Source organism: Bradyrhizobium sp. CFUWI (genome assembly GCF_056429085.1).
Genome location: NZ_JBWJZE010000003.1, coordinates 342,095 through 358,554, shown reverse-complemented (window position 1 = coordinate 358,554; position 16,460 = coordinate 342,095). Strand labels below are relative to the sequence as shown.

Here is a 16,460-nt window from a genome sequence, read left to right as displayed (position 1 = left end):
CGTAGTGGCGCACCATTCCAACGCTAACGATCGCCGGGCGCCCGCGAGATACTTGCGGCGACATCAGGCCGGTTCTTCTCCAGCCAGGCCATAGCCTCCGAACCATCGACGACACACTCGAAGGTTTCCCAGGTTGGGTCCTCCAGCGATTCTGATTGCAGGCGCTGCGCGGCATACTCAACGAGGTCATGCAAGCGCGCATATCCTGGTCGGCCCTCGAGGGATTCCGCGATCGCGGCGCTGGACCAGCCTTGTCGGGCCAACTCGACAATGCTTGGCGCGTCAGCCGCACTGAACCATGGTGTGGCATCGAACTCGAGGCAGAGGACGTTGTCGGCGGTATGGCAGGTCGCGTGGGTCATTGGGTCCCTTTCCGTCGTGCATCAGCCCTTGACCAAGTCCCCCAGCAAATTGGCCGCCACCGTCAGCTTGGCGAGCGTCAGGCCGCTGGCCGCGATTTCCTCGACCGAGCGGCGGATGCGCGTCGCCTCAGGATGAGCCGCAAGCCAGTTGCCGGCGGCCTCTTGGCCGGACTCGCCGTTTGCCAGCATGTTGGCGACCAGTCTTCTTTCCGCGGCCGCGATCTGGTCGACGGCGCGATCGATCGCGAGACGTTCATAATTGTCGTTTGCCGGCACACTGCGCGCGGCGGCGATGATCCGATCGAGCCTGAAATCGGCCTCGACGGCGAAGAAGGTCGTGGCGGCGTCACCGATGGCCCGGCTGGTGCGCTCCGCGACGGTGACGATATCCGGTGCGGAGACGAGCACGTCGAGATCGGCGAGCTCTGCGGCAAGTCCTGCTGGGACGCCGGCACCGATCAGATCCTGCCGCCGCTTGGTGCGCCCAGCCTGCAAGTCCTGCGGCAGGGTCTTGTCGAGCCCGGCGGCGACCTCCCGAATTCCGGGACTGAAGTGCGCGATCACGGCGTCCAGACCGGCTTTGAAATCAGCATTGCGCACGTACCACACCATGCGTGAGAGCAGGAGATCCTGGATCGTCGCGTAGAGGCCGAGTTGCAATTGCCCGTCGATGCGGGTGTCGAGTGCATCGATCGCGGCATTGAGCCGCTGGAGGCCGTAGGATTCATTGACCGCGACGAAAGCCATGACGATGGTGGCGACATCGGCATCGGTCTCGTCGGCCAGGCGCACGACACAGGCCGGACCGCCCCGGTTGATCACGGCATTGGCGAGACTGGTGGCGATGATCTCCCGCCGCAACCGATGCAACTGCACCGCCGTGGGGAATTTCTCCTGCACCTGGCGCGGAAAATACTGGGATAGTTCGCGGGCGAGATAGGGATCGTCAGGCACGCCGGTCGCGAGCAGGTCGTCGTAGAGCGTCAGCTTGGCGTAAGCGAGCAACACGGCAAGCTCGGGCCGTGTCAGGAGCTGGCCGCGCCTGGTGCGCTCGGTGATCGCCGCGTCGTCGGGCAAGAACTCCACGGCGCGGCTGAGTAGGCCGCGCTGCTCGAGCGATTGCATCAGGCGGGTGAGGAAGCCGATCTCGGCCACGCCCTTCCGTTCGGCCAGCGAGAGCGCCAGCGTCTGAAGATAATTGTTGCGCAGCACGAGTGCGCCAACCTCCTCGGTCATCGCGGCGAGCAGGCTGTTACGGTCGCCAAGACTGAGGTGTCCCTCGCGCTCGGGGCGCGCCAGCGCGATCTTGATGTTGACCTCGACGTCGGACGTGTTCACGCCGGCCGAATTGTCGATGGCGTCGGTGTTGAGCTTGACGCCCTTCTGCGCCGCCTCGATACGGCCGCGCTGGGTGACCCCGAGATTGGCGCCTTCGCCGATCACCCGCGCACGGACATCGGCGCCCGCGATGCGGATCGGATCGTTGGCGCGGTCGCCGGCCTGATCATCGCTTTCCGAGGACGAGCGAATATAGGTGCCGATGCCGCCAAACCACAGGAGGTCCACGCGGGCCTTGAGGATCGCTGTCATCACCTCGAACGGCGTGGCCTGCGGCTTGTCGAGATCAAGCAGTGCGCGCACTTCCGGTGCAAGCGGGATCGCCTTGAGCGAGCGCGAGAACACGCCACCGCCTTGCGAGATCAGGGACTTGTCATAGTCCTGCCAGCTCGATCGCAGCAGGCCGAACAGGCGCTTGCGTTCGGCGAGGCTGATCGCCGGTTCAGGCGATGGATCGATGAAGATGTCGCGGTGATCGAACGCCGCGACGAGCTTCGTCGCCGGCGAGAGCAGCATGCCGTTACCGAAGACATCGCCCGACATGTCGCCGACGCCGGCAACCGTGAACGGCTTGGTCTGGATGTCGGCGCCAAACTCGCGGAAGTGACGCTTGACCGCCTCCCATGCGCCTCGTGCCGTGATCCCCATCTTCTTGTGGTCGTAGCCCTGGCTGCCGCCGGAGGCGAAGGCATCGCCGAGCCAATGGTGCTTCTCGGTCGAGATCGCGTTGGCGATGTCGGAGAAGGTGGCGGTGCCCTTGTCGGCTGCGACGACCAGGTAGGGGTCGTCACCGTCATGCCGCACGGTCGAGTCGGGCGGCACTATGGTGTCGCGGTCAAGATTGTCAGTGAGTTCGAGCAGCGTGCGAACGAAGATACGATAGGCTTCGGTGCCTTCCGCCATGAAGTGGTCGCGACTCGAGGGCGACGGCAGGCGCTTGGGCACGAAGCCGCCCTTCGCGCCGACCGGCACGATCACGGCGTTCTTCACCTGTTGTGCCTTCACGAGGCCCAGGATCTCGGTACGGAAATCCTGCGGCCGGTCGGACCAGCGCAGACCGCCCCGCGCGACCTTGCCGAAGCGCAGATGAATGCCTTCGACGCGGGGCGAGTAGACGAAAATCTCGTACAATGGTCGCGGAGCCGGCAGGGCCTCGATCTTGCGCGCGTCGAACTTGAAGGAGATCACCGGATGCGGGTGCCCGTCCTGACCGACCTGCCACAAATTGGTGCGGATGGTTGCCTGCACCAGATTGGTGAAGCGGCGCAGGATGCGGTCTTCATCGAGCGAGGCGACGGAATTGAGCTGCTCCTCGATCTCGGCGACGAGGGCCATCTCGCGCGACGATCGCTCCGCAATCGTGAGTCCAAGGCGCGGATCGAGGCGGCCCTGGAACAGGGCAACGATGTTGGCGGTAATCGCGGCATTCTTGCGCAGTGTCTCCCACATATAGTCCTGGGTGAACGGAGCGCGGATCTGATGGAGGTAGCGCGACAGCGCGCGGATCGTCGATACTTCCCGCCAGCTCAGGGCTGTGCGCAGGATCAGTGCGTTGAATCCGTCGGATTCGGCGCGATCGCGGACCACTGCCATGATCGAGGCTTCCAGACGATGGTTGAATTCATCGTTGATTGCGATCGGCTTTCCGTCGCTGGTCTCGATTGTCATATCGTGCAGCCATGCCGGCGACTGCCAGGTGCGCGGCACGATCTGATAGGTGCGTTCGTTGACCACGTTCAGGCCGTGATTTTCAATCACCGGCACGCGATAGGATAGCGACAGCGGCGTGGCGTCCGAGAAGACCTTCAGGCCGAATCGTCTGGGATCGTCGTCCCCCTCGAGGCGGTAAACCGAAATCGTCACCGGTCTGGCTGAGGAGAGCTTTTCGATGGTTGCGATGTCGGCGAGCGCCTGTTCGGCGCTGAATATCTCGGTGTAGCCGGCGGAAAAGGCCTGGGCATAACGGCTTGCGAGCATGCGCGCCCGCATGCCATCTGCAGACGCAGCCAGCGCGACCTTCAACTTGTCGGCCCAGGTCTCGGCAATGGCGCTGATCCCGGCTTCGAGGGTCGGGCGTTCGACCACCGGAGTTTTACCTTCATATCGGCCGATGATGTAGTGGACGCGCGCAAGCGAACCTTCCGGGAAGGATACGTAGGAGGCCGACAGGATCCCCTTGTAGACCTGCGACAGGAAGGCGCCGACGCGCGTGCGCACGTCGGTGTCGTATTTGTCGCGCGGAATGAAGCAGAGGATGGAGACGAAGCGATCGAACTTGTCCACGCGTGCCAGCACCCGGACGCGGGGGCGCTCATAGAGGATCAGGATCTCCACGACGAAATTGTAGAGCGTGTCGACGTCGATCTGAAACAGATCGTCGCGCGGATAATCCTCGAGAATATGCGTGAGCGCCTTGCCCGAATGGCTATTCGGGTCGAAGCCGGCACGCTGCAGCACCTGCACCACTTTGTGGCGGGCATAAGGGATTTGCTTGACCGAGCGGGTATAGGCGCCGGAGGTGAACAGACCGACGAGGCGCAATTCCCCTTCGAGCCCGCCGTCGGGTGTGTAGAGCTTGATGCCCACATAATCCATCCGGATGCGGCGATGAACGCGGCTGGAGACGTTGGCCTTGATGACGATGAGGAGGCTCGGCTCCCGCATGAACTCGCGAATTTCCGACGTCATCACCACCATTTCGTGACCGCGGCGCAGGACCTTCACCTCGGGATCGCGCAGGATGCCGAGGCCCTCACCGGTCGTGATGTCGTCCGACGCATCGCTGTCGGGCGAGAAACGATATTCGCGCACGCCCAGAAAGGTAAAATTGTCTAAGCACAGCCATTGCAGGAACTGGCTGGCTTCGGCGATCTCGTCGATCGGCAGCGGAGGCGGATCGGTCGCGAAGGTCTTGATCGCCTGCTCGATGCGGGCACGCATGGGCTTCCAGTCGGTGACGCAGGCGCGCACGTCATTCAACGTCATGGTCAGCTCATCAACCAGCTTTTGGCGGTCGGCGTCGACGTCCATGCGGGCGATGTGCAGATGAATGAGGCTTTCGCGGGCGCCCTTTGCTCCCTCCAGGCCTTCGCCATGGAAGCGCATCAGCTTGCCTTGCTCGTCGCGCTCTACCGCGATGATCGGATGAGCGACCAGGGTGACCTCGATACCCTGCTCGGCAAGCTCCGCCAGGGTGGAATCGAACAGGAACGGCATATTGTCGTTGAGAATTTCGAGCACGGAGATCTCGCGGCCATCCGGCATCATCGGATTGACGATGCGAATATCGGCGTGACCCGCCGTGCGCCGCTGTACGTGCTCCCAGGCCTGCTCGGCCAGGAAGGCCAGCGAAGCGGCGTCGTGGTTGGCGAGATCCTCGCTGTTGGTGTGGCCGAACAGGAGTTCGGCGAAAGTCCGGGGCGTGTTGCCTAGCTGTACGCTTCCCGCTGCATCGCGAATGAGGGTCGACCGGGCCTTGTCGTCGCGCCACGCTTCCATAACGTCCTCCATCTCTCGCAGCGTCCGATCGCAATCGCGATCATCAGCTTGCTTCTGGAGTTCATCACTTCGAGCGCCGTCATCTTGACCGCGATCCGGCGCCGCGAAATCTGCCCTCGGCACCTGATCTTACCACTCCGAGCGGTCAAGGCGCGCGGAGTCGCGGCGAAAAGCCCTACGACCGCTGCGTCGTCGGCGTCATGATAAATCGTAAGTACATTCAATGACATACGAGTTCGCAGGTTTGTTCGGAGTGGCGCACCGTGTTCCTGGCGTCGGTCATCTCCGAGATGTACTACGACCTTCGGTCGCTGTACGTGTCCGGCTGCGACTGATATGATCGTAAGACGGTAAACGGCAGCTCGCCACCATACTTTTCTGCGATGCCGGCCTTCTGATCGGACCTCGATCCCGCTCGCGCCTCTTTGCATTGCCTCGACAACAACGCTGAACAAGTTCGTCAACAGCTGCCGCGTCCTCGCTCACACTGGGAGTTGTGCCATGGCTGCATCGGATTGGCGTCTCGAAGGCGAATGGATGAAGAATTGCACCTGCGCGTTTGGCTGCCCCTGCGATTTCAACGCGCCGCCTACCAAGGGCTATTGTAAGGGCATGGTCGGCATGCGGATTGCCAAAGGGCATTTCGGGGCGACCAGGCTCGACGGTCTCTGCTTTGCGATCACGGTCGATTTCCCCGGGGCGCTGCATGAGGGCAACGGGACAATCCAGCCCATCATCGACGAACGCGCCACGGCGGAGCAGCGTCAGGCGCTGTTCGAGGTCTTTTCCGGCAAGCATTCAGCCGAGGGCACGCTGTTCCAGATCGTCAGCATGATCGTCACCAAGATCCACGATCCGGTGTTTGCGCCGTTCGAGTTTTCCTTCGACAAGGACGGGCGCGTCGCCAAGCTCGTGGCCAAGGGCGTGCTCGAGACCGATGTCGAGCCGATCAAGAATCCGGTGACGGGTCAATCGCACCGCATCCAGGTGGTCATGCCGGAGGGCTTCGAGCACAGGGCCGCCGAGGTTGCGTCCGCCAACATCCGCTCGACCGGCGCGATCCCGTTCGAGACCAAGGGCACGCACAGCTCGCTCGCCAATGTCGTGCAGACGCCCGAGGGCGTTGCGGCATGATGCAGCGCCGACATCGGGACGAGATCTCGATGTCGGCTCCTCATCGCGATCCCGGACAAGTCCATGCAGGGGCGCTTGATGCTGGAACATCTGCTCCGTCGCGACCGGCTGGTCGTCGCGATCGGGACCGCCGCAGTGGCGGCGCTCGCCTGGGCCTATCTTGCGAGCGGTGCCGGCATGGATACCGAGATGATGGCGGACATGCCGGACATGGCGCCGATGCCTTGGACGCCGCTCTATGCCGCGCTGCTGTTCGTGATGTGGTGGGTGATGATGATCGCGATGATGGCGCCGAGTGCAGCGCCCACCGTGCTGTTGTATGCGACCGTCAAGCGCAAGCAGGAGACCGAGTCCCGCGCCGCGATCGATGCCTGGATCTTCCTTGCCGGCTACCTCGTGGCATGGGCCGGGTTCAGCCTCGCTGCGGTCCTGGCGCAAGGGGCGCTCGAACGCTACGGGCTGTTGTCGATGGCGATGGCAAGCACCAGCGCGATCCTGGGCGGCGGCATCCTGGTTGCCGCGGGGCTCTATCAGTTCACGCCGCTCAAACATTCCTGCCTGCGCTATTGTGAGAGTCCGTTGTTGTTTCTCAGCCGGCACTGGCTGCCCGGCACGCTCGGAGCATTCCGGATGGGACTTCGCCACGGCAGCTACTGCATCGGCTGCTGCTGGTTTCTGATGGTATTGCTGTTCGTCGGCGGCGTGATGAATCTGACCTGGATCATCGGCATCGCGCTCTATGTCGCCGCTGAGAAACTGCTGCCGTTCGGCCGACGATTGAGTCATGCGGCGGGCGCGATCCTCGTCCTGTCCGGTATGATCGTCCTGGCACGCGCGATGTGAGAAACCGGTACAGAGTTGAAATATCGTCTCCCATTTTACCAATACCGCGTGGTTAACAGCGGACCTCCGTGATCATACGGAGATCGAAAGTTAAAGAATTGACCTCGGCCCGAACCGAAACTTAAGGCTGTGATGCCTAGCTTTGGGCTATGAACCGGTCCGCGCGCCGCTTTCGGCCGCGCTGGTCCCCGGGGCAATCGAGGCAGAGACGGGCGATGCCACTACTGGCGGTGAGCGCAGTTCTGCCCCGGCGGCCGAGGCGAGGGCGCATTTCGTGATTCCGGCAAGGTCAGTCCGCAAAGCCGGAAGGACGATCCTGCGGAATGCTCCGCTGCAGATCGCATTGTTCTTCCTGCCCCTGATCTGGATCGGCTATTTCGCGATCACGTCATCGGAACGCACGGATGCGGTCGAGCAGGCGCGGTCGCACGGCAACAGCGTCGCCGAATTGTTCGAGGAGAACACCGAGCGCATCTTCGAGCGGGTGGATCAGTCGTTGCTGGTGGTGCGAGCGCTCTACGCCCAGGATCCGATGACCTTCAGCCTGAAGTTCTGGTCCGACAAGGCCCGCATCGCCACCGGTGACGTCGTCCAGTTCGCCCTGATCGGGTTGGACGGGTACATGATCGAGACGACGGCGGGCTATTCCGGCCCGCCCCTCTACCTCGGCGATCGCGAACACTTCATTCGTACCATGTCGCAGTCCGAGGATCGCCTCTACGTGGGCAAGCCGGTGCTGGGCCGCGCGTCCAACAAATGGACCATACAGCTCGCAAGGAGGATCTTCGACCTCGCAAGGAATCCGGCAGGCGTGGTCGTCGGCTCGATCAGCATCGAGATGGTCGGCCGGTTCTACGACACCGCAAAGCTCGGCGCCGGCGGAACGCTGGTGCTCAGAAACGCAGACCAGGTCGTACTCGCCGCGCGCGGCATCGATGCGGGCTCCGTGTTGGGGCAACGTTCGCCGAACCGCGTCGGAGGCGAGCTGGGGGACGGCTTCTACGCCCAATACTGGAACGAAAACCACCCCAGCCGCCCTGACAGGCTGGTGACCGCACGCAGATCGCGGCTCTTTCCACTCATCTTCACGGTAGGTATCTCGGAGCGCGAGATCTATTCGCGCGCGGACGCCAGGCAGAAGGTCTATCTCGGCGGCGCACTGCTGCTCACGTTCATCATTCTGACTGCGATGCTGTTCTACTGGCGGCGCCAGTTGGCGCTCGATCGCGCCCAGCGCGAGCTGCGCGAATTTGCCAGCAAGTTCGAAGATGCGCTCAGAAACCTTCCCCAGGGGTTGAGCATGTTCGACGGCCGCGACCGCCTGATCGCATTCAATCGGCAATGGATCGAGCTTTACGGCCTCGCGCCGGAGGAGATTCGAATCGGCGTGGATTTCCGCGAAGTGTTTGCGAGACAGACCGCCGTCCTCGACGTCGAGGCTTACCTGGCCGATCTGAAGCAACGGCTCACCCAGTCGGAGCACACCTCGAACACCGTGCAGTTTCCGGATGGGCGGGTTGTCTATATTTCCTACGGACGGCGCGAGGATGGCGGGTGGGTCGCCACCCATGAAGACATCACCGAACGCAAGGCATCCGAGGATCGCATCGAAAGGCTGGCGCATTACGACAGCTTGACCGGACTTTGCAATCGCAATCTGTTCAAGGAGCGCATCGACCAGGCGCTCGCGAAGTCCGGCGCCTCGGAAGCTCCCTTCGCCGTGCTCCTGCTGGATCTCGACAAGTTCAAGTCGGTCAACGACGCGCTCGGTCACCAATGTGGCGATGCGTTGCTGAAGCAGGTCGCGGACCGGATCAAGGCGCAGATATGCGACACCGACACGGCGGCGCGGATTGGCGGCGACGAGTTTGCCGTAATCTTCGCACCGGGCCGGGCCGCGATGCAGGACGGGGCCGCCAGCCTCGCCGCGCGGCTGGTCAAGGCCATCGCCGAGCCTTGTCACATCGACGGCCATCCCGTCGTGATCGGCTGCAGCATCGGCCTTGCTCTCGTGCCCGAGCACGGCACGCGCGTCGATGAGGTTCTTCGCAATGCCGATCTGGCGCTGTACAGCTCGAAGAACGCCGGCCGAAACTGCTTCCAAGTCTACTCGGCGGAGCTCAAGGCCGAGGCCGATCAGCGCAACGTACTCGAGATCGAGCTGCGTGAGGCGATCTGGCGCGAGGAGATCGAGGTGTTCTATCAGCCCGTGATCGAGCTCGGCACCGGCCGCGTGAAGTCGGTCGAGGCGCTGGCGCGCTGGCAGCACGCGACCAGGGGCTTCATTCCACCGGCCGAGTTCATCGCAGTCGCGGAGGCTGGCGGGCTGATCGTCGAGCTCGGCAATCAGGTGCTGTCCAAGGCCTGTCGAGATGCGATGACCATGCCGGTCGATGTCAGGGTCGCGGTCAATCTCTCCGCCCTGCAGTTCGCCGGCACCGATCTCGTCGATACGGTGAGGTTCGCGCTGGCGCAGAGCGGGCTGGCGCAAAGCCGGCTCGAGCTCGAGATTACCGAGAGCGTGTTCCTGGCCGACACGCAGGAAAACCTCAGGACGCTTCAGCGCCTCAAGGCGCTCGGCGTTTCCATTGCGCTCGACGATTTCGGTGTCGGTTACTCGTCCTTGTCCTATCTGACAGCGTTTCCATTCGACAAGGTCAAGATCGACAAGTCCTTCATCGACCGGATTGATCGCAGCGAAACCGTCGCCGTGCTGAAATCCATCGTGCAGCTTGCCAAGACCCTGAAGCTCTCGATCGTTGCCGAGGGCGTCGAGGCTTCCGAGCAGGCCGCACGGCTCCGCGCCCTCGGTATCCCGCTCGGCCAGGGCTTTCTCTTCAGCAAGCCTGTGCCCTTGGCCGACCTGTCATGGCAAGGCCACGCACCGCAGCGGGGACGGCAGGCGGTGGCGTGAGGCGTTCCGGCTCCCGGGTGAGGCCGCACTCGCCAGCGACCGCGCATCGCCCTGAGCACCAACAGCTTGTTGGCCGGGCTTGACGAGCCTTCGCAAGGGCTCCGAGAGGGCCATGACGTCAGCTCTCCACCGCCCGTGCATTGCGGGTTGATTCCGGGGCCGGAACGCGCCCCCCATTCCTGGCACTCTGCTTGCTCAGTCATGACCAAAGCCGGGCCTCGGCAGAGAGGCCCGTTTCAGGTTGAGGCAAGCGATGCAAGAAGTGTCCCGTACTGGTACTGCCGGCGAACTCCGGCTCGATGCGTTGATCGCCGATCTGTGGTGGCGCGTTCGGCTCTTGAATACGGATATTCTCGAAGTGGAAGCCAAAGCCGGGGTGTTCGACGCCCAGCAGCCTACCTATCCGCTGCTTGCGCTTAACCTTCGCGCGCGGCGGGACAATCTGGTCGCCACCATCGGTGTGCTCGAGCGGCGCGCGAAATCGCTGTCGGAAGCGGCTTGAGAGCAGCCTTCGGTGACGTCGGGAGCGGCAGCGATGCCGCGCCTGGCGAGATCGACGCATCGCTACCGCGACAGGCAATGCACTGTCTTCCTTAAAAGCCCGACAATCGCCGATGTCCATTCGCGATTGTGAGGCCTGAGCACGCGCCAGGTTGGCGCCGCCATGCTATGGCTGTTCGCGCAACTTCCCGCGAGGACTTCCATGCTTCCCATTCCCGCCGACATCTTCACCGAGCCCGAGGACGTCTCGCCCGACGGCCTTGCCAATCTCGGTCCGCTGCGCCGCCTCGCAGGCCGTTGGCAGGCGGACAAGGGCATCGACATCAATCCGAAGGCGGAGGGGCCGGAACGGCGGAGCTTCATCGAGCGCATCCGCATGGACCCGATCGATCCGCAGGCCAACGGCCCGCAGCTGCTCTACGGGCTGCGCTATCACATCCACATCAACACGCCGGAGGAAGACATCACCTTCCACGACCAGGTCGGTTACTGGCTGTGGGAGCCCGCGACCGGGCTGATCATGCAGACGCTGGCGATTCCGCGCGGGCAGGTGCTGCTGGCCTCGGGCAAGGCGGGGCCTGACGACAGGACCATCTCGGTCACCGCCAAGCGCGGCGACACCGCCTACGGCATCTGCTCGACCGATTTTCTGGAACAGGCGTTCCGCACCGATTCCTATCGCTGCGACATCACCTTCAACGACGACGGCAGCTGGACCTATCTGATCCAGACCGAGTTGTTCGTGCGCGGCGCGCCGTTCAATCATCGCGACACCAACACGCTGCAGCTGGTCGCGCCGCCAAAGCTCAATCCGCTCGCAATGATCGTCAACAATCGCGCCAAGGGCGATGAGAGCGGCGTTGAGCCGACGGTGTAAAGCGCATTCCGGAGAGTTGCATGAAGCCCTACGTGATCTGCCTGATGCACGCCAGCCTCGACGGCCGCACGCATCCCAGCCGCTGGCGTCCGAAGGGAGCGGGCACCGACTGGTTCGAGAAGATCCATGAAGAGCTCGGCGGCGATGCCTGGGTGATCGGCCGCGTCACCGGGTCGGAGTTCGCCAAGGGCCAGCCCTATCCTGCGACAGACATGAAGTTTCCGCGCGAAGACTGGTTCGCGCGGCGCGACGCGAAAACCTATGGCGTCGTGCTCGATGCGCAAGGCAAGATCGGCTGGGGGCGCTCGGACATCGGCGGCGATCCGATCGTCGTCGTGCTGACCGAGAGTGTGCCGGATTCGCATCTCGCGGGGCTCCGCGGCGAGGGCGTGTCCTACATCTTTGCCGGCAAGTCGGAAATCGACCTGGCGCTGACGCTGGACATCCTCAACCGCGAGCTCGGCGTGAAGCGCCTCCTGGTCGAGGGCGGCGGCGTCGCCAATGGCGCGTTCCTGCGCGCCGGCCTGATCGACGAATTCAACCTGATCCTCAGTCCCGCGATCGACGGCGCCAGCGGCGCGCCCTTCGTGTTCTCGTCGACGGAGGCGGACAGCGACAAGCGCGCGCCGATCGCGGCGATGACGCTGGAGAGCACGCGCCCGCTTGGCGGCGGCGTCCTGCTGCTGCGCTATCTGATCAAGAACGATCCGTCCGCCGCAGGCCGGTGAAGCCCGCCATGTCCGAGACGTCGGAGCACATCGTCATCGTCGGTGCCGGCGCGGCGGGCCTGATGGCGGCGCGCGAGCTGGCGCGTGCCGGCCGGAAGGTGACGGTCCTGGAGGCGCGCACGCGCTGCGGCGGCCGCATCCATCCGTTGCCGGCTTCGGAGTTCGGCTATCCCGCCGAGGGCGGCGCCGAATTCGTCCATGGCGAGGCGCCGGTCACGCGCGGATTGCTGCGCGAGGCCGGGCTGTCGCTTCGGGAGATCGAAGGCGAGCAGTGGAGCTTTGACGGGACGAGGCTCTCGCGCGAACGGCGCGGCGATGCCCACGAGGCCAGGCTGCAAGCCGTGCTGAGGGATTTGCAGGACGATCTCCCCGTTGCCGAATTCCTGCGCCGGCATTTTGCCGGGGACGATTATGCGCCGATGCGCCGTTCGATCGAGCGGATGGTCGAGGGCTACGACGCGGCCGACCCCGAGCGCGCCTCGACGCTGGCGCTGCGCGAGGAATGGATGGATGGCGGGCACGCACCGCAGGCGCGCATCGATGGCGGCTATGGCGCGCTGGTCGACTTCCTGGCGGCGGACTGCCGCAGGCATGGGGTCACCATCCGTCTCGGCTGCGTGGTGTCGGCGATCGAGGAGGACGGCCGCGGGGCTGTCGTTCGCTGCGCCGGCGGCGACGGATATGGCTGCGGCCGTGTGATCCTCACCGTGCCGCTGCCTCTGCTGCGCGAAATCGCCCTGCCGACGAGCGCGCGTGCGAAGCTTGCCGCCACCGGCGACATCGGCTTCGGCAACGTCATCAAGATCCTGCTGCGCTTCGCGCGGCCATGGTGGCGCGAGCGGCAAATGGATCTCGCAGGCATGACCTTCCTGTTGTCCGAAGAGAAGATCCCGGTGTGGTGGACGCAATATCCGAGCCGGCATGCGATGCTCACCGGCTGGTTCGGCGGCCCGCGCACGGTGGAGCTGGACGGCCTCGATCCGCCAGGATTGATCGAGGCCGGGCTCGATTCGCTCGCCGCCATCTTCAGGCTGCCGCGCGAGGACGTCGCGGGCGAGCTGGTGGCGGCGGCGGCCACCAACTGGGCGCACGATCCCTTTGCCCGCGGCGCCTATTCCTGGGCGACCCCGCGGACGCGCGCGGCGCAGGCGATTCTGGCGCGCGCCGACGGAAGGGTGCTGTTCTCCGGTGAAGCGCTCTATCGCGGACCCGACATGGGCACGGTGGAAGCGGCGCTGGCGAGCGGCCTGGAGACGGCGGGGATGATCCTGCGGAAATAGAGAGAGGCCCGCATCGCTGCGGGCCCCCTGTCTCAATCGCTGCGGGCCTCGTGTCTCACCAGCGTCCGCCGCCAAAGCTGAACGTCACGCCGGGGCCGCCGCCATAATATCCGTACGGTCCGCCGCCGTAATAGCCGTGATGGCGCGGGTAATAGCCGTAGCTTTGGTAATAAGGCCGGTAGCCGTGCCGCCAATGATGATGGTGACCATGCCAGCGATGGTGCCTGCGGTGCGCGCTGATGTCGGTGGTCTGGCTTTCCTGCGCGCTCTGCTTCGCGCTTGAACTGCCGGCCGCGTTCGCCGCCGATCCGCCGCCAAGCGCCGCAGCTCCGACCGCCATCGCGACAATGAGATACTTCATGTCATCACTCCAGTTGAATGTCGCGAGACAACAAATACGCGCCGGCTGCGTTCCGGCGTCGAAACGACGCAGACGCTGGTTCCGATGAACGTACGTTCACGTTCGTGAACGATTCAACCTCGCGCGATCGATCGTCGCGCCGCCTTGCCTTAGTATCGCCCCAGGTCTTACGCCGCGACGAATGACGCGATCATCTCACTGGTCTTCACGATGCGGGCGAACTCGCCGTTGTTGGCCTCCGGAATACGAAAATTGCGCGAGCCATGTGCTCACGGATGCGGATCTGGAAAGCCGTGCCGTTCGGAGAGTGCGGCGAGGATCGCGTCCTTGTCGGCGATCAAGGCGCGGCCCTGATGGCTGCCGGTCTGATGCGGCGATGTCGCTCCGTCTGTAAGCACCAGCAGCGGCAGCGACTGGTTCTGCTCGCCGACCAGTGTGATCACCGGCTGCCGCGGGCGCGGCCACGGAATGCGCTCGACGTCGAGCTTTGCGGCAAGTTGCGGGAACGAGGCCAGCACGCCCTCGATCAGCGCGCAATGCCAGCAATAGAACAGGCGTCCCGGAAAAGCCGGGTCCTCGAAACCCGGGCGCAGCAGAAACAGGCGGTCGCGCGTCATGGGTCGCTCCAAAGCATGGCCGCCTTGCTGAGGATCAAAGCGGCAAGGACTGGCCGGCCTAGTGTCGAGACACCAAATGGTTGGGAATCGATGCGATGCGAGAGAACGCCATGCCGGGGCCGACGAGTCAACCGGACGGCCTTGCCGGGATCAGGACGCTGCCGCAGCTGCTGCGCTGGCGCGTCGAGGCGACGCCGGCGGCGGAGGCCTATCGCCATTTCGACGCGAGCTCGCGGCGCTGGGTCAGCCAGTCCTGGCGCGAGATCGATGCGGAATTCGAGCTATGGCGGCGGGCGCTCGCCGCGGAGGCCCTCGCGCCGGGCGAACGTATCGCGATCCTGATGCCGAACGGCGTTGCGCATATCGCCATGGACCAGGCGGCGCTGTCGCGCGGTCTGGTGCCGGTGCCGATGCACGCCGTCGACAACCCCGACAGCATCGCCTACGTCCTGGTCGATTCCGGCGCGCTGCTCTTGTTCATCGATACGCTGGAGCGCTGGCAGGCAATCGTGGCGACCGGCCAGCCGCTCGACCATCTCAAGCGCGTCGTCTGCGCGGATGCGGGCGGGCTCATCACGCCGGATGCACGCATCGTCGGGCTCGACCACTGGCTCGCGCAAGCACCTGGCGCGACCGCGCCGCTGCCCGATGTCGCGATCGAACCGGACGATCTCGCCGCCATCGTGTACACCTCGGGCACCACCGGACGGCCGAAGGGGGTGATGCTGTCGCATGGCAACGTGGTCGCCAATGTGAAGGCGATCGCGCGCCGACTCAAAGCCGAGCCGCACGACGTCTTCCTGTCCTTCCTGCCGCTCTCGCACACCTTCGAGCGCACCGGCGGCTATTACTATCCGATCGCGGTCGGCGCCTGTGTCGCTTATGCGCGCTCGGTGCCGCAACTCTCGGAGGATCTGAAGCATGTGCGGCCGACGGTGCTGGTCTCGGTGCCGCGGATCTACGAACGGATCTACGCGCTGATCATGCAGCATCGCGCATCAGCGGGGTGGATCGAACGCTCATTGCTCGACCTCACCATCGCCGTCGGCCGGCGACGCTTCGACGCGCGGCAGCGGCATGGCGTGCCGTCGCTGCTGGACCGGCTGGCCTGGCCGCTGCTGAAGCGCCTCGTCGCCGACAAGGTGCTGGTGCAGCTCGGCGGCCGCCTGCGCGTCGCGGTCTCCGGCGGCGCGCCGATCGCGGAGCCCGTCATCGGCCTGTTTCTCGCGCTCGGGCTCGACGTGCTCCAGGGCTACGGCATGACGGAGACCTCGCCGGTGGTCTCGGTCAATATTCCCGACGACAACGATCCGCATTCGGTCGGCCACGTCCTCGACGGCGTCGAGGTCAGGCTGGGTGAGAACGACGAATTGCTGGTGCGCGGCCCCAGCGTGATGCTGGGCTACTGGCGCAAGCCGGAGGAAACGCGGCGCGCCAAGGACGCCGACGGCTGGCTGCACACCGGCGACCAGGCCCGCATCGAGAATGGGCACATCACCATTACCGGTCGCATCAAGGACATCCTTGTCACCTCCACCGGCGAGAAGATCGCGCCGGTGGATCTGGAGACCGCGATCCTCGCCGATCCCTTGTTCGAGCAGGTGCTGGTGGTCGGCGAACAGCGGCCGTACCTCGCCGCATTGGTCGTGCTGAATGCCAAGGCCTGGGTCGAGGAGAAGGAACGGCTGGCGGCGCGCGGCCAGCAAGGCGGCGCGGCGGAGCGGGCGGCGCTGCTGGCCAGGATCGCCGCGGCCGTGAAGGCCTATCCGTCCTACGCGACGCCGCGCGCGGTGTGGTGGACGCTGGATCCGTGGACCATTGCGGCGGGCCTGCTCACGCCGACGCTGAAGAACAAGCGGCCGGCGCTCGAACGTCGCTTCGCGGACGAGATCGAGCACATCTATGCGAGGAAGGCGAATATTTCGCCTCTTCCTCCGCGGGCGCTCACATCCTCTTGAACGCTGCGTCCGACGCGCTTGATCCAGCGCAACTTACAGCGCGGCCTCC

General features: G+C 64.6%; 12 protein-coding genes. 8 read left to right on the top strand and 4 right to left on the bottom strand.

The annotated features are described in order from the left end of the window. Positions 1 to 23: 23 nt before the first annotated feature. Complete coding sequence (locus AC066S_RS08935; protein ID WP_478269451.1) at positions 24 to 362, bottom strand: hypothetical protein; 339 nt, start codon at positions 360 to 362, stop codon at positions 24 to 26. A gap of 21 nt (positions 363 to 383) precedes the next feature. Further along, a complete protein-coding gene (locus tag AC066S_RS08930) occupies positions 384 to 5,210 on the bottom strand; it encodes an NAD-glutamate dehydrogenase (RefSeq protein ID WP_478269450.1) in 4,827 nt (1,608 codons plus the stop codon). A gap of 489 nt (positions 5,211 to 5,699) precedes the next feature. Here AC066S_RS08930 and AC066S_RS08925 point away from each other — a divergent pair, with 489 nt between their 5' ends. The 7 genes from AC066S_RS08925 to AC066S_RS08895 all read left to right on the top strand — a co-directional run bounded on the left by AC066S_RS08925 (position 5,700) and on the right by AC066S_RS08895 (position 13,475). Then, a complete protein-coding gene (locus tag AC066S_RS08925; RefSeq protein ID WP_126260339.1) occupies positions 5,700 to 6,332 on the top strand; it encodes a DUF1326 domain-containing protein in 633 nt (210 codons plus the stop codon). Positions 6,333 to 6,395: 63 nt separating this feature from the next. After that, positions 6,396 to 7,175 (top strand): DUF2182 domain-containing protein, encoded by a 780-nt coding sequence (locus AC066S_RS08920; protein ID WP_126260340.1) that lies wholly within the window; start codon positions 6,396 to 6,398, stop codon positions 7,173 to 7,175. A 343-nt stretch (positions 7,176 to 7,518) separates the two neighbouring features. Further along, entirely contained in the window at positions 7,519 to 10,089 is a 2,571-nt protein-coding gene (locus AC066S_RS08915; RefSeq protein ID WP_478269449.1) for a bifunctional diguanylate cyclase/phosphodiesterase, read from the top strand. A gap of 253 nt (positions 10,090 to 10,342) precedes the next feature. Continuing rightward, complete coding sequence (locus tag AC066S_RS08910) at positions 10,343 to 10,591, top strand: hypothetical protein (protein ID WP_126260342.1); 249 nt, start codon at positions 10,343 to 10,345, stop codon at positions 10,589 to 10,591. 201 nt (positions 10,592 to 10,792) lie between these two features. Further along, on the top strand, positions 10,793 to 11,467 hold the full coding sequence (locus AC066S_RS08905) for an FABP family protein (protein ID WP_478269448.1): 675 nt from the start codon (positions 10,793 to 10,795) through the stop codon (positions 11,465 to 11,467). Between the two features lie 20 nt (positions 11,468 to 11,487). Continuing rightward, on the top strand, positions 11,488 to 12,195 hold the full coding sequence (locus AC066S_RS08900) for a RibD family protein (RefSeq protein ID WP_478269447.1): 708 nt from the start codon (positions 11,488 to 11,490) through the stop codon (positions 12,193 to 12,195). An 8-nt stretch (positions 12,196 to 12,203) separates the two neighbouring features. Then, complete coding sequence (locus tag AC066S_RS08895; protein WP_478269446.1) at positions 12,204 to 13,475, top strand: flavin monoamine oxidase family protein; 1,272 nt, start codon at positions 12,204 to 12,206, stop codon at positions 13,473 to 13,475. A 55-nt stretch (positions 13,476 to 13,530) separates the two neighbouring features. Here the strand turns inward: AC066S_RS08895 and AC066S_RS08890 are convergent, their stop codons facing one another. Both AC066S_RS08890 and AC066S_RS08885 read right to left on the bottom strand, forming a co-directional pair. Then, a complete protein-coding gene (locus AC066S_RS08890; protein WP_164718915.1) occupies positions 13,531 to 13,836 on the bottom strand; it encodes a hypothetical protein in 306 nt (101 codons plus the stop codon). A gap of 269 nt (positions 13,837 to 14,105) precedes the next feature. Next, positions 14,106 to 14,453, bottom strand: a complete 348-nt coding sequence (locus AC066S_RS08885) for a DUF3088 domain-containing protein (protein ID WP_478269445.1) — start codon at positions 14,451 to 14,453, stop codon at positions 14,106 to 14,108. A 110-nt stretch (positions 14,454 to 14,563) separates the two neighbouring features. Between AC066S_RS08885 and AC066S_RS08880 the strand changes: the two genes are divergently transcribed. Further along, positions 14,564 to 16,411: an AMP-dependent synthetase/ligase gene (locus tag AC066S_RS08880; protein ID WP_478269444.1), complete on the top strand. Its 1,848-nt coding sequence runs from the start codon at positions 14,564 to 14,566 to the stop codon at positions 16,409 to 16,411. Positions 16,412 to 16,460 lie beyond the last annotated feature (49 nt).